The sequence below is a fragment of the Flavonifractor sp. An4 genome (assembly GCF_002161755.1).
GTDB lineage: Bacteria > Bacillota > Clostridia > Oscillospirales > Oscillospiraceae > Flavonifractor > Flavonifractor avicola.
The window spans coordinates 65,079-77,960 of record NZ_NFIL01000001.1 but is presented as its reverse complement, the minus strand read 5'-3'; the positions used below and the strand labels follow the sequence as shown (position 1 = coordinate 77,960).

Sequence of the window (12,882 nt, the reverse complement as noted above, 5' to 3'; positions counted from 1 at the left end):
GGAAAACCGGCCCTTACTTCAGAGTGATCCGGTAGGTGGCGCCGTTCATACCCACGAAGGCCTGCCCGTTTTCATCCACCGGCCCGGTCCAGTCGAAGATCTGGGGGGTGACGGGCTGGAAGTTCCGGTCCAGGTAGTAGGTGCCGCAGGGGAAGTAGTTTCCGGTGAGGGTGATGTTCTGGCCGTTGTAGGAGGAGGCGGCGGCAGGTACGGCGGAGCCGTCGGCGGTGAGCCAGATGCCGTCGGACGCCCCCACGGCGGAACTGTAGAAGTAGGGGCCGCCCCGGTGGCGGAGCTGGGGATAGGAGCAGGGGATCACCAGTTTGCCGGTGGTGTCGATGACGCCCCAGCCGCTGTCCTTCCGGACCATGGCATAGCCGTCGGCAAAGTGCTCCACGCTGTTGTACTGGGCCGGGATGACCCACTGGCCCTTGGTGTTCACAAAGCCGTACAGCCGGGCGCTCTCATCCAGGCAGGGGGCCAGTCCGTCGCTGAGCACGTCCCAGTGGCCGCCGCCGGTGAGGGTGGCAATGGAGGCGCCGGTCCGGTCGTGGAGGATGGGATCGGCCCCGTAGGACGCCTGGCTGATAAACAAACCGTCTCCCAGCAGCTTGCAGGACCAGTTGGGGATAAAGGGAACGGCGGCCCAGTCCTTGGTGCTGTCCGCCACGGCGTAGCTATCGTCAGCGGCCTGCATCATCACCAGGCCGTCCTCGTTGGCGTCCAGGAACACCATGCCCTCCTCCGGGGTGTACCAGCTGCCGTCGGCACGGTACAGGGCCCAGTGGTCCTCGTAGGTCACAGGGAGCAGGGAGGAGGTGGACCAGCTGCCCTCGGCCTGACCGCCCTTCAGATCCAGGGCAGTAAGGGTATAGCGGCTGTCGTCCACCGTCTTGAGGGTGAATTCCTGGCGCAGCTCCGGCCGGATGAGCCGGGCCGCCATGGTGGCCATCTCCGCCCGGCTCAGGGTACCGTTGGCCCGGAAGGTGCCGTAGTCGTCGGTACCGGTGAGAATGCCCGCCTGATAGAAGGGGAGGACCACATCTTTGGTCTCCTCGGTGGCGTCGGGGAAGTCGGTGATGTCGTTGATGGGCTCCAGCAGATCGCCGGACACCAGAGAGAGCAGCTTTACAAAGTCCAGCCGGGTGGCGGTTGTGCCCAGATCGTTGACCTGGTTGGGACCGGTATGGAGCACCATCTCCAGATAGTAGGCGGTGTTTCGGCTCCAGTTGCCGGGAGCGGGCCGCCACAGGGCGTCCCACAGATCATCGTAATACTGCTGGTAGTTCTGACTGTGGAAGTCAGGCTGGAAGTAAAACGGCGGCTTCCAGCTCTGGGTCTGCCGATTGAGGGTGCCGGTGTAGCTGGTACCGTTGAGGGTGAGGGTGACGGCCTGGCCGTGGGCGGCTTTCCAGCTCTCATCCAGATTGAAACAGAGCTGGAGACTCTTTTCATCCAGCCAGAAGCCGGTGTCACTGTTTTCGTGGAGGCCGACGGAGGTGCCATCGGCCCGGGTGAGGACGAGCTGCCCCCAGGTTTCGGGGGCTTCGGGCAGAGTGCCGTCCCCGCCGTTCAGGATATGGTGGATGCGGGCGGCCAGGGTGGCTGCCTCGCCGATGGTGACGGAGCGGCTGGGGGAGAAGTTTCCGCTGCCGGTGCCGTTGAGCAGGCCGGTGGCATAGCACAGCCCGGCGGCGTCGGTATACCAGCTGCCGCTGGCCACGTCTGCGAAGGAGGCGGGCTCCCGCACAGCGGGGAAGGAGTCCTTCACGCCGGTCTGGGCGGCCAGGGCAGGCGTTACAAGCAGAGAACCGGTCACGAGCAGGGAGAGCAGTCGTTTCATAGCGCTTACCTCCGTTTCACGGTGGGACGCAACGTCCCGGGGCTTGTTCCATTCAGATACCGAAGTTGGCCAGCAGGGGAGGCACACCCAGCACCAGGCTTACCACGAAGCCCACGGCGCAAATTACCGCCAGAATGGCCATGGACACTTTCCGGGAATAGGTGCTGTCCGGGTGGCGGGCCAGATAGAGGGAAATGGCGAAGATGCCGGCAATGCCGGGGCAGGCGAAGAGGGGGGCGATGCCGGTGAGGTAGTTCCCCTGGTTGAAGAAGGGGTACACGTTGAGGATCACAAAACCCACCATATAGACAATGCCCACCCAGGCCATAATGCGCTTGACCGGGGAGGCGGGAACGTAGGGTTCCCGCTCCTCCCGGTTGGTGTTGTTGTCGGGCCGGTCAGTCATGGTTCTGCTCCTTCAGCAGGTCACGGATCTCGGTGAGCAGCTGCTCCTGGGTGGTGAGCACGGGCTCTGCCGGAGCGGTCTCGGCGGCCTCCTCCTTTTTGCGGTGGAAGCGGTTGATGCCCTTCACCAGACAGAAGATGACAAAGGCCATGATGAGGAAGTTGACCACCGCCTGGATAAAGCTGCCGAAGGCGATGGTGGCGCCTCCCAGCTGGAAGGTGAGGGCGGCGAAGGTGGACTCGCCGATGAACAGGCCCACGAAGGGCATGAGGATGTCGTTGGTCAGGGAATCCACGATGGTCTTGAAGGCGCCGCCGATGATGACGCCGACAGCCAGATCCATCACGTTGCCCCGGGCAATAAACTTGCGGAACTCGGCCATAAAGCCTTTGGTTTTCTCTTTTGCGGACATTTGGTACTCCTTTATTCTGTGCGGGCGGCCACAAGGGCCGACCCTGCGTTCATTAGTGCTTGGGCACCAGCACTTCCTTGCCGCCCATGTAGGGGCGCAGGACCTCGGGAATCTTCACGCTGCCGTCGGCCTGGAGGTTGTTCTCCAGGAAGGCGATGAGCATACGGGGAGGAGCCACCACGGTGTTGTTCAGGGTGTGGGGCAGGTAGGTGCCCTTCTCGCCCTTGACGCGCATCTTCAGGCGACGGGCCTGGGCGTCGCCCAGGTTGGAGCAGGAGCAAACCTCGAAGTACTTCTGCTGACGGGGAGACCAGGCCTCGATATCGCAGGACTTGACCTTCAGGTCGGCCAGGTCGCCGGAGCAGCACTCCAGCTGACGGACGGGGATGTCCAGGGAGCGGAAGAGCTCCACGGAGTAGCGCCACATCTGCTCGTACCACTTCATGGAGTCCTCGGGCTTACAGACAACCACCATCTCCTGCTTCTCGAACTGATGGATGCGGTACACGCCCCGCTCCTCAATGCCGTGAGCGCCCTTCTCCTTGCGGAAGCAGGGGGAGTAGGAGGTGAGGGTCTGGGGCAGCTTCTCCTCGGGAATGATCTGGTCGATGAACTTGCCGATCATGGAGTGCTCGGAGGTACCGATCAGATACAGGTCCTCGCCCTCGATCTTGTACATCATGGCGTCCATCTCGGTCTGGGACATAACGCCCTCCACCACGTTGCCGTGGATCATGAAGGGGGGCACGCAGAAGGTGAAGCCCTTGTCCATCATAAAGTCACGGGCGTAGGCCAGCACAGCCTCGTGGAGGCGGGCAATGTCGCCCATCAGATAGTAGAAGCCGTTGCCGGACACCCGGCCGGCGGCGTCCATGTCGATGCCGTCGAAGGACTCCATAATCTGAGTGTGGTAGGGGATCTCATAGTCGGGGGTGACGGGCTCGCCAAAGCGCTGGACCTCCACATTGCAGGAGTCGTCGGGGCCGATGGGCACGGAGGGGTCGATGATGTTGGGGATGACCAGCATGATCTTACGGATCTCCCCGGCCAGCTCGGTCTCCCGGTTCTCCAGGAAGGCCAGACGGTCGGCGTCCGCCTTGACCTCGGCCTTCAGCGACTCGGCCTCGGCCAGCTTGGAGGGGTCCTTCTTGGACTGGCCCATCAGCACGCCCACCTGCTTGCTCTTGGCGTTGCGGGCGGTACGCAGGTCCTGGGCCTCCTGGATGGTCTTGCGGTTCTCAGCGTCCAGAGCGATGACCTGGTCCACCAGGGGCAGCTTCTCGTCCTGGAACTTCTTCTTGATGTTTTCCTTGACGATCTCGGGGTTCTCACGAACAAACTTGATATCCAGCATGGTGTGATACAACCTTTCTGATAATTGATGGGGAAGAGGGGGCAGGGGGCTTTCTGCCGCCTGCTGTTTCACGTGAAACAATACCCCTTAATAAAGGGCTTCGTAGATCTCCTGATAGCGGTCGTAGGGGGAGAAGCGGTCGTTGTCGGTGATGCTCTCCTTGGGCAGGTACTCCGGCAGCTCTTCGCCCATATCCTCAATGAGGGTGCGGGCCTGGGTGTAGCGGCCCCGCACATAGGCTTCGTTGATCTGCCAGAACCAGTCCATGGCCTGGGTGCTCTTGGTCAGCTCCTCGTTCTCCTGCTCCAGCTCCTCCAGACGGTCCTCCTGATCCCGGATGGTCTGCTGGTTGCCGGAGACAGCGGATTGCAGATCTTCCACCTGCTTGGTCAGGGTCTCATTCTGGGCAATGGTATTTTGCAGGGACTGGGTGGCGGAGTTGGAGGTCTCCTGCAGGTTATCGATGGCCTCCTGATTGGCCCGACGCTGCATGAGGAAGGACATGAGCAGCAGCAAAAAGGCCGCTGCAAACAGGATCATCAGATAGAAGAGCACCGGGTTGCGCTTGGTTGGCTTTTCATGCTCGGCCTCGTGCTGGAGGCGGCTGCGCTCCTGCTTTTCGGGATCGGGTTTGCTCAAAGGTCGGCACCTCCCTGATTGGAGGAAGGCAGCTGTTCCAGCAGGTCCAGCAGCGTATTCAGATCCTCCGGATTATAGTATTCCAGTTCTATTTTACCCTTTTTCTTACCGCTGATAATGCTGACTTTGCGGCCAAACCGGGCGGCCAGGGATTTTTCCGCCGCCCGCAGGTAGATGGTCAGGTCGGGGCCGGGCGGGGGAGAGGGGGGCTCTTTTTCGCCGGCTGCCAGCCGCTTGGCCAGGGCCTCGGTCTGCCGGACGCTGAGATCCTCGGCAATGACCTTCTGGGCCAGCTTCTTTTGCAGCTCGCCGGTGGGGGCGGCCAGAATGGCCCGGGCGTGTCCGGCGGACAGCTTGCCCTCCTCCAGCAGCTGGTGGACGGGGTCGGGGAGGGCCAGCAGACGCAGGGCGTTGGCTACCGCCGGGCGGGATTTGCCTACCCGCTGGGCCACCTCCTCCTGGGTGAGGCCGTACTCGTCCATCAGGACTTTGTAGCCGTTGGCCTCTTCCACCGGGTTCAGGTCCTCCCGCTGGAGGTTTTCAATGAGGCCCAGCTCCATGACCTTCCGGTCGTCGGCCTCAATAATAACGGCGGGAATTTCGGTGAGGCCCGCCAGCTTAGCGGCCCGCCACCGGCGTTCGCCCGCGATAATTTGATAGTAGCCCGAGGCCAGCCGCCGCACGGTGAGGGGCTGAATGACCCCGTGGGTGCGGATGGAGTCGGCCAGATCCTGGAGGGATTCCTCGTCAAACCGCTTCCGGGGCTGCTTCAGGCCGGGTTCCACTTGGGAGATGGGGAGGGAGAGGGAACCACCCTCCTGGGACTGGAGGGCGGCGTCACCCAGCAGCGCGCCCAAGCCTCTGCCCAGGCCGCGTTCCAATGCCATAGTCATTCGCTCCTTTCTTCCCGGGTGATGGAAAATTGGTTGTGTTCCAGCAGCTCGGCCGCCAGGGCTCCATAGGCCTCGGCCCCCCGGGAATAGGGGTCATAGGCCTGCACGGGCTTGCCAAAGCTGGGGGCCTCGGACAGACGGACGTTGCGGGGGATTACCGTGGCGTACACCTGACCGGGGAAGTGGCGCTTGACCTCCTCCGCCACCTGCATGGACAGATTAGTCCGCCCGTCGTACATGGTGAGGATGACCCCCTCCAGTCCGATTCTGGGGTTGAGGGACCGCTTGACGATGCGGATGGTGGAGAGCAGGTCGCTCAGTCCTTCCAGTGCGTAATATTCGCACTGCACCGGTACCAGCACGGAATCGGCGGCGCACAGGGCGTTGAGGGTGAGCAGCTCCAGAGAGGGGGGACAGTCAATGAAGATATAGTCATAGTCTGTCTCCAGGGTATCCAGGGCGTTTTTCAGCAGATACTCCCGGTGGTCGGCGGTGATCATCTCCACCGTGGCGCCTGCCAGAGACTTGTTGGCGGGGATCACATCCACGTAGGGGGTGGACACCACGGCCTTGTGTACGTCGGCGCCGTTGAGGAGTACGTCGTAGATATTGGGGGAGATGGTCTTGTCCACACCAAAGCCGGAGGTGGTGTTTGCCTGGGGATCAAAGTCGCAGACCAGCACCCGCTGGTCCAGCTTTTTCAGGGCGGCGGCCAGGTTGACGCAGGTGGTGGTTTTGCCCACCCCGCCCTTCTGATTTACAATAGCGATGGTTTTTGCCATAGCGCACCTGCCTTTTTCTTGTAAAGGTTCAGGCTCTATTATATCCCCTTGCCTGACGCAATTCAACAGCAAAAGAAAAAGAATGGTTGTTCCTTAAGTTGTTTCACGTGAAACAAGCTAAAATTGTCAAACAGAAAAAGACCGGATGTTTCACGCCGCAGCGTAAAGAAAATGTGCCGGTGGCACATTTTTAGCGTAGGTCGCGGCAGCTGTGCTGGCGCGAGGGCACTATAAAAAAAGAGGGAGTGTTTCACGTGAAACAGTGAAACACTCCAAAAGAGAGGGAAAGCTACGATTTGGGAATGGTAATGGTCAGCTGGATGGAGTCCGCCGTCTCCTGGCGCTTGCAGTTGGCGTTCACCCCGGCGCTCTTCATAATAGACAGCCCCCGGGTGATGGTGTTGAGGAAGAGCCGCACATCCTTAATAATAAAGGCGGGCTTTTTCCGGGCAGGCTTGTCCGGGGCGGGGTGGAGCAGCTCCTCCACATATTGCTCGGTCTTGGCCACCGTCAGGCCCTCCTCCGCCACATAGCGGGCAGCCGCCTCCTGGGCGGCGGGGTCGTCCAATTTCAGAAGGGCCCGGGCGTGGCGCTCGGTGCAGCCGTGCTCCCGGAGGACCGACAGGGCGGCAGGGGGGAGCCGCAGCAGCCGCAGCTTATTGGCCACGGCGGACTGGGACTTGCCCACCCGTTTGGCGGCCTCCTCCTGGGAGAGCCGGTAGGTCTGAATGAGAGAGGACAGGGCGGCGGCCTCCTCCACAAAATCCAGGTCCCGGCGCTGCAAATTTTCCACCAGGGCCAGCAGGGAGGACTCCTGCCCGTCTACACTGACAATAATACAGGGCACTTCGGTGAGCCCCGCCAGCTTGGAGGCCCGCAGACGGCGTTCTCCCGACACCAGTTCCAGCCCGGTGCTTGTCCGGCGTACCGACAGGGGCTGAAGCACCCCGTGCTCCTTAATGCTGGCAGCCAATTCCTCCAGCCCGTCCTGGGCAAAGACCTTTCTGGGCTGGGCCGGATTGGGGGAGATGGCGGAGATGGGCATAAACTGGACCCGGTTGCTTTCAAACAGGCCCTTTCGACGTAGCAGCGGCATAAAAGCGCCTCCTTCGCGGTGGTAAGTAGTTGGTCTGACTATAGATTACCATATTTTTCCGCAAAAGAGGCCTAAGGGTGTCGAACGGGAAATATTTTCCATTTACACACCCTCCTGGTTCAGGGCCTGGGCCAGACATCGAAGAAAGATCAGATTGCTGGGCCGCTGGGGCGGCAGGCCGCCCATCAGGTCGATGTAAGCCGGGCGGGCGGCGGCGTGGAGCTTGTCCACCATGGAGCGGATGTTCTTTTCCACGCTGCCGTAACAGGTGCGCTGACCGGCAATGGTAGGGGCGTAGGCCTCCTTCAGCAGGGCGTTGGGATGCTGATGGAGGACCACAGCGGCCCGTGCGGCCGCCTTCATGCCCAGGCCGGAGGCTCCCATGGAGGACAACAGTTCCAGAGCCTGACGCTCCAGAGGCGCGCCGCAGAGGAACTGGAGCAGTTCCGGCAGGGCCTGGACGTTGACCGGCTTGACCAGATAGTAGCTGGCGCCCAGGGAGAGGGCGCACCCCACCACTCCCTGGTGGGAGATCTGGGAGGTGACCACCACCACAGGGCCATCCCGCCGCCGGCCCATGGCCCGCAGCACCCCAAGCCCGTCCAGGTTGGGCATCACCAGGTCCAGCAGCACCGCGTCGGGCTGCAGCAGGTCTATGAGGGCCAGGCACTCCAGCCCGTCGGCGGCCACACCGCACAGGGAGAGCCCGGGCAGCCGGGGCAGGGCTTCGCTCAGCAGCCGCCGGGCGGCGGGGTCGTCCTCCGCCACCAGCACCCGAATGTGGGCAGCCATGCCCTATTCCTCCGGGCCCATGGCCTCTGCCGCCTCCAGGGCCAGCAGAAGCATATGGGCAGCCAGTTCCCGGTCCAGGGGAGAGGTCTGGCGCAGATGGCGTTCCAGCCGGTCCACCGCCGGGTCCTCCGGCAGGGTGCCATGGGCCAGATAGTCCAGGCCTACCCCCAGCACCTGGCTCATTTCGACAAAAATAGACATAGACATACACTTTTTACCCTGCTCAATGTCGCTGACGTACTGAGCTGTAATGCCAAGCTGCTCGGCCAGCTGTTCCCGGCTCATATTCAGCTGGGCGCGGGAGTTCCACACCCGTGTGCCCACTTCACCCAGCCACCGCTTTTTCTTTTGTTTTTCCACAGCAGCCACCCCGCATATCTGAGGATATCCCAACTATAGATATAGGGTGTCACAACTCAGTATTTTTACAAGAAACTATTGTTTTAAATTAAATAATTATAGTTGAAAGAATGAATAAAAAACGCAGCAGCCGGGACAAAGCCGGGCTGCTGCGTGGGGATGCGAAAAAGGGCCTCAGGCTGCGGGGGAGGCGGAAGGCTCCGCCGCGGGGGATTCGGTCTCAGGGGCGGGAGTCTGGGAGGCGGCCTCAGCCTGCTGCTCCTCCTGCCACTCCAGGACCATGTTTATCATAAAGTCGTAGAAGGCCTTGGGGTCCAGGTTGTCGTAGGCCTCGGTGGTCTCTACCTTGGCGTCCGCCGTCCACTGGTCCAGCAGCTGGTTCATGGCGTAGTCGGTGTAGGCGGTGCGGGTCTCCTCGTTGTCGGCGTCCTGCCGCAGCAGGATGTGGTAGCCGTAGTCGGTCTCCACGGGCTGGCTGATCTGGCCCACCTCCAGCTCGGTGCCGGCGGTGACGAACTCGGTGACCAGGGAGCCGCTGCCGTCCACCATAGCGCCGGTGGACAGGAAGGTGTAACCCTCAGGCTTATACAGTTCGCCGGTGGTCTCGTCCCGGCCGTCGTCGCTCTTCTCATTCATGGCGGCGTCAAAGGCGGCGGCGGGATCGGCGGCGCCAGTGATCTCAGCGTACAGAGCGTCGGCCTCCGCCTTGGTGGCCGCCTTCTCCTCATCGGTGGGATCGGAGCCGTCGTCGTGCTGGGGGAAGGCCAGCAGGATGTGCTTGCAGCTGTAAATGCCCTCGGAATCGATCATGTTCCGGATGTCATCATCGGTGGGGTCCAGCTCGCCGGACTCCTTCAGGGACTCCTCCAGGCCGGACACCAGGTAGTAGGCGTCGTTCAGGCCCAGGTAGCCCTCCCGGCTGATGCACTGCTGGTCCAGCCACTCCTGGGTGGTCAGGCCGTAGTAGGCCTCATACATGGCGCCCATCTGGTCCAGCTGCTCCTCAGCCTCGGCCCGCTGATCCTCGGTGACCACGATGCCCGCCTCATCGGCGTGGTTAGCCACGGAGGCGTACAGCTTGCTGATCTCCAGGGCCTGCTCCTTCAGATAGTCGGCGGTGGGCTGGCCCTCGATCTCCTCCTCCCAGGCCTCGTCGTCGGCCAGATAGCCGGCGCTCTTAGCGGTGGAGATGCTGGTCAGCAGCCAGTACAGGTACTGGTCGGCGGTGACCTCCCGGCCGTCCACGGTGAAGAGCACGGTGTCCCGGCTCAGGCCGGTGGCCTGGTAGGCGATGTCGTCGGCAGCGGGGGTGGGCTGAGGCTCCGCCGTGCTGCAACCGGCCATGGCCCCGGCCAGAAGCGCGCCGCTCAGTCCGGCGCACAAGAGTTTCTTCCAGTTCATATCTCGTTCCTCCTTGTTGTGGCCGGACTGTTCCGGCGAAACAGCATTAGTGTACACCTTTTTTTCTCTACAGGCAAGAAAACCGGGGCGGCGTTCATCGAAAATTCACAAACGCCGCCCCGGTACAGGGTATATGGATCTATAGGTGTTCTGCCCCTACGCCCGCAGGAAGCCCTTGCCGAAAATCTCGCTGGAGTTGGCCACGATCATAAAGGCGTGGGGGTCCACCTGCTTCAGGTGGCGGCGCAGGGCCACCGCCTGGCCCCGGGAGAGGACAGTGAGCACCACATGGTGGACGTCGTGGGTGTAGGCGCCCTGAGCGGTCCAGACGGTGGCGCCCCGCACCAGGGTGTGGGTCACATAGTCGCAGACGTGCTCCGGGTCGGAGGTGATGACAAAGAAGGCCTTCCGGCGGTTGAGGGACTCGATGGCCGAGTCCACCAGCACCGACTTGAGGGCCAGGCCCAGAAGGGAGCACAGGCCGGCCGTGGCGTCAAAGACGAAGAGGGCGGCGGCCGCAATGGCCACGTCCGAGATGAGCAGGGCGGTGCCCACGTCCAGGCCACTGTACTTCTTCAAAATCATGGCGGCGATGTCGGTGCCGCCGGAGGAGGCGTCAATGTTGAACAGAATGGCGGCCCCCAGGGCGGGCAGGATGACCGCGAAGAAGAGCTCCAGCATCAGCTGGTCGGTGAGGGGAGCGGTGAGGGGCCACACCCAGGAGAACACCTGGATCAGGCCCGCCGACAGCAGGGAGCAGTATACTGTCCGGAACCCAAAGCTCTTGTCCAGCATGAGAAAGCCCAGGATGAGGAAAAGCACGTTGATAATGGTGTTGTAGGAGGAGGCCGACAGCACGGGAAGCACCTTGCCCAGCAGGATGGACAGGCCGGACACACCGCCCATGGAGAAGTTGTTGGGAAATTTGAAGCAGTAGACGCCCACGGAGATCATGACCGTGGCAAGGTTCATCCAGAAAAATTCCTTCCAGAATCGCTTTTTGTCCGATATCATGTCCATCTCTCCTTTTCTTCAAGGGGTGCGGAGCAGGTCATCGGGCGGCCTGGACGGCGCTCCACACATCGTATCCGCTGCTGGCAGGGATGGTGCCCACCCGCCACAGGGATACCCCGGAAATGCCGAACATCCTGGCCAGCTGGAGCTTGTCCGCCACGCTGCGGGCGTCCTCATACCACACTTTGTATCTCTCGCCCTCCTCATTGGTGTAGATGGCGCAGGGATTGCGGTACTTGTCGCTGTAGGTCACCACCGTGTCCGGCTGGGCCAGCCGGGCGGCCAGGGTGGAGGCGCCGGGGTGGTAGATAGTGGTGTCAAGGAGTTTTCCTTCCTCATCGATGTGGAACCCAGCGGTGCCGAAGGAGATGGCCAGAGCGATCTTGCTCGCATCCCGGACGCCGGTGTTTGGATCGGTGATGTCCCGCAGGGCCTCGTACACGCTGGCAATGGGGGTGACGGGGGAGTTGGTGTTGCCGGTGCCCACATAGGACTCCGGGATGGAGGTCCACTGGTAGTCGTGGGCCATAAGGATCACTTTTTCGCACACCTCACCCAGGCCACGGTAGTCAAAGCCGGTGTACCAGGTGTCGGGCTGGACGCACACATACAGGGTCTTGCTGTCGGGCAGAGCGGCCCGCAGCTCCTGCATGAAAGTGACATAATTCTTCTTTATGGTATCCCCCTTCAGCCCCTCGAAGTCGATGGTCAGGCCGGCGTAGTCTCCGGCGGCGGCCACCAGGGCGTCAATGGCCTGGGCCCGGGCGTTGGAGTTGTTGACCACAGCGGCCACGGTGGAGGTGGTGGAGCCGTCGGCCAGGGTCACGGAGTCGGTGGCCGAGCCAAAGACACACAGGTTGTAGTCTACCCCGTGGCTGGTAAAGTAGTCGGTGGCGGGGGTGGGATCGGAGGGTTTCACCCAGTCGTTGCCGTTTGTGCTGGTGGAGTTGAGGGTGGGGCCATTTTCGCCGTACTCCAGCCGGGCCCAGCCCACGCTGACGGCGTCCATATCGGCGGTCAGGTTGATCTGTGAGTAGGAGGAGAAGGCGTAGAAGCCGTGGAGCCAGTCCACCTTGGAGATATACCGCTCATATACCCGCACCAGCATGGCGGCGGCCTCCTCCCGGGTGGCCGAGTGGGAGGGCAGGAACTTGAGCTGTCCGTTGGGGCCGGTGACGCCCTTGATCATGCCGATATCGTAGGCAATGGCGATGTAGCCCGCGTTATTCTTCACATCGTCAAAGGGGAGGGACAGGGAGGACAGGTCCTGGGCCAGGGTGTCGTACCCCAGGGCCCGGACCAGCATCACCGCCATTTCCTCCCGGCTGATGAGGTCCAGGGGCCGGAAGGCGCCGTTGGGGTCCATCACGTCGTGGGCCCGGGCAGTTTCCACGGCGGAGTAATACCACTCCCTGGTGCCGCAGTCTATGTAGGAGGGGGAGGACGGGGAGATCATGTCCCAGTCAAACATACGGCACAGGACGGTGACAAATTCCGCCCGGGTGATGTCGTCGCCGATGCCGAACCGGCCGTCGGGGTAGCCCTCCATCAGGCCGTAATCCCGGGCCTTGTCAATGTCGGCCTGGGCCCAGTGGCCGCTGGTATCGGAAAAAGCCCGGGCGGCGGGGGAGAGGGGTGCGGCGCAAAGCAGTAAAACGGCGGTGAGAGCCGCCGCACAGATCCGGCGCTTCATGAAAAAAAGACCTCCTTTATCATGGGTAAAACAGGGAATTGGGTCTGACATCTATTATTTTAACAAAGGAGCAGGCAAAGTACAACGAAAAACGGAGGGCCTCCCGGGCGGGAGGCAGAAAAAACCTGTATAAATCAGACAAAATGAATAAAAAGGGGTGACGAGAACGCTGTTTTTTGATAGAATATGGTCGGTTG

The 12,882-nt window shown here is 61.9% G+C and carries 13 protein-coding genes; all 13 read right to left on the bottom strand.

The window, feature by feature from the left end; genetic code table 11:
- Window positions 1-13: 13 nt before the first annotated feature.
- The gene (locus B5F94_RS00315; protein ID WP_087326437.1) at window positions 14-1,843 is read right to left on the bottom strand and encodes a WG repeat-containing protein; all 1,830 of its coding nucleotides are present in this window, start codon (window positions 1,841-1,843) and stop codon (window positions 14-16) included.
- A 52-nt stretch (window positions 1,844-1,895) separates the two neighbouring features.
- The gene (locus B5F94_RS00310) at window positions 1,896-2,249 is read right to left on the bottom strand and encodes a hypothetical protein (RefSeq protein WP_087326434.1); all 354 of its coding nucleotides are present in this window, start codon (window positions 2,247-2,249) and stop codon (window positions 1,896-1,898) included.
- Complete coding sequence (gene mscL / locus B5F94_RS00305) at window positions 2,242-2,661, bottom strand: large-conductance mechanosensitive channel protein MscL (protein ID WP_087187285.1); 420 nt, start codon at window positions 2,659-2,661, stop codon at window positions 2,242-2,244. Before mscL ends, B5F94_RS00310 begins: the two co-directional genes overlap by 8 nt.
- 52 nt (window positions 2,662-2,713) lie before the next feature.
- Window positions 2,714-4,015, bottom strand: a complete 1,302-nt coding sequence (gene serS / locus B5F94_RS00300; RefSeq protein ID WP_087326431.1) for a serine--tRNA ligase — start codon at window positions 4,013-4,015, stop codon at window positions 2,714-2,716.
- A gap of 87 nt (window positions 4,016-4,102) precedes the next feature.
- The gene (locus tag B5F94_RS16815) at window positions 4,103-4,654 is read right to left on the bottom strand and encodes a hypothetical protein (protein ID WP_242965514.1); all 552 of its coding nucleotides are present in this window, start codon (window positions 4,652-4,654) and stop codon (window positions 4,103-4,105) included.
- Complete coding sequence (locus B5F94_RS00290) at window positions 4,651-5,541, bottom strand: ParB/RepB/Spo0J family partition protein (RefSeq protein ID WP_087326428.1); 891 nt, start codon at window positions 5,539-5,541, stop codon at window positions 4,651-4,653. Before B5F94_RS00290 ends, B5F94_RS16815 begins: the two co-directional genes overlap by 4 nt.
- 2 nt (window positions 5,542-5,543) lie before the next feature.
- Window positions 5,544-6,329 (bottom strand): ParA family protein, encoded by a 786-nt coding sequence (locus B5F94_RS00285; RefSeq protein WP_087326424.1) that lies wholly within the window; start codon window positions 6,327-6,329, stop codon window positions 5,544-5,546.
- A gap of 289 nt (window positions 6,330-6,618) precedes the next feature.
- Window positions 6,619-7,425 carry a ParB/RepB/Spo0J family partition protein gene (locus B5F94_RS00280; RefSeq protein ID WP_087326419.1) on the bottom strand — a complete coding sequence of 269 codons (807 nt, stop codon included), beginning with the start codon at window positions 7,423-7,425 and terminating at the stop codon, window positions 6,619-6,621.
- A 102-nt stretch (window positions 7,426-7,527) separates the two neighbouring features.
- On the bottom strand, window positions 7,528-8,217 hold the full coding sequence (locus B5F94_RS00275; protein ID WP_087326416.1) for a response regulator: 690 nt from the start codon (window positions 8,215-8,217) through the stop codon (window positions 7,528-7,530).
- Window positions 8,218-8,220: 3 nt separating this feature from the next.
- Entirely contained in the window at window positions 8,221-8,577 is a 357-nt protein-coding gene (locus B5F94_RS00270) for a helix-turn-helix domain-containing protein (RefSeq protein WP_242965512.1), read from the bottom strand.
- Between the two features lie 174 nt (window positions 8,578-8,751).
- Window positions 8,752-9,978 (bottom strand): peptidylprolyl isomerase, encoded by a 1,227-nt coding sequence (locus tag B5F94_RS00265; RefSeq protein ID WP_087326413.1) that lies wholly within the window; start codon window positions 9,976-9,978, stop codon window positions 8,752-8,754.
- 156 nt (window positions 9,979-10,134) lie between these two features.
- Window positions 10,135-10,992: a YitT family protein gene (locus B5F94_RS00260; protein WP_204247453.1), complete on the bottom strand. Its 858-nt coding sequence runs from the start codon at window positions 10,990-10,992 to the stop codon at window positions 10,135-10,137.
- 37 nt (window positions 10,993-11,029) lie between these two features.
- Window positions 11,030-12,685, bottom strand: a complete 1,656-nt coding sequence (locus tag B5F94_RS00255; protein WP_087326410.1) for an S-layer homology domain-containing protein — start codon at window positions 12,683-12,685, stop codon at window positions 11,030-11,032.
- Window positions 12,686-12,882: the final 197 nt, after the last annotated feature.

What these genes read in the sequence shown, in the direction of transcription:
- B5F94_RS00255 (WP_087326410.1), bottom strand. Translation starts at nt 12,685, where the DNA reads ATGAAGCGCCGGATCTGTGCGGCGGCTCTCACCGCCGTTTTACTGCTT.
- B5F94_RS00275 (WP_087326416.1), bottom strand. Translation starts at nt 8,217, where the DNA reads ATGGCTGCCCACATTCGGGTGCTGGTGGCGGAGGACGACCCCGCCGCC.
- B5F94_RS00315 (WP_087326437.1), bottom strand. Translation starts at nt 1,843, where the DNA reads ATGAAACGACTGCTCTCCCTGCTCGTGACCGGTTCTCTGCTTGTAACG.
- mscL (WP_087187285.1), bottom strand. Translation starts at nt 2,661, where the DNA reads ATGTCCGCAAAAGAGAAAACCAAAGGCTTTATGGCCGAGTTCCGCAAG.
- B5F94_RS00260 (WP_204247453.1), bottom strand. Translation starts at nt 10,992, where the DNA reads ATGATATCGGACAAAAAGCGATTCTGGAAGGAATTTTTCTGGATGAAC.
- B5F94_RS00265 (WP_087326413.1), bottom strand. Translation starts at nt 9,978, where the DNA reads ATGAACTGGAAGAAACTCTTGTGCGCCGGACTGAGCGGCGCGCTTCTG.
- B5F94_RS00285 (WP_087326424.1), bottom strand. Translation starts at nt 6,329, where the DNA reads ATGGCAAAAACCATCGCTATTGTAAATCAGAAGGGCGGGGTGGGCAAA.
- B5F94_RS00310 (WP_087326434.1), bottom strand. Translation starts at nt 2,249, where the DNA reads ATGACTGACCGGCCCGACAACAACACCAACCGGGAGGAGCGGGAACCC.
- B5F94_RS00280 (WP_087326419.1), bottom strand. Translation starts at nt 7,425, where the DNA reads ATGCCGCTGCTACGTCGAAAGGGCCTGTTTGAAAGCAACCGGGTCCAG.
- serS (WP_087326431.1), bottom strand. Translation starts at nt 4,015, where the DNA reads ATGCTGGATATCAAGTTTGTTCGTGAGAACCCCGAGATCGTCAAGGAA.
- B5F94_RS00290 (WP_087326428.1), bottom strand. Translation starts at nt 5,541, where the DNA reads ATGGCATTGGAACGCGGCCTGGGCAGAGGCTTGGGCGCGCTGCTGGGT.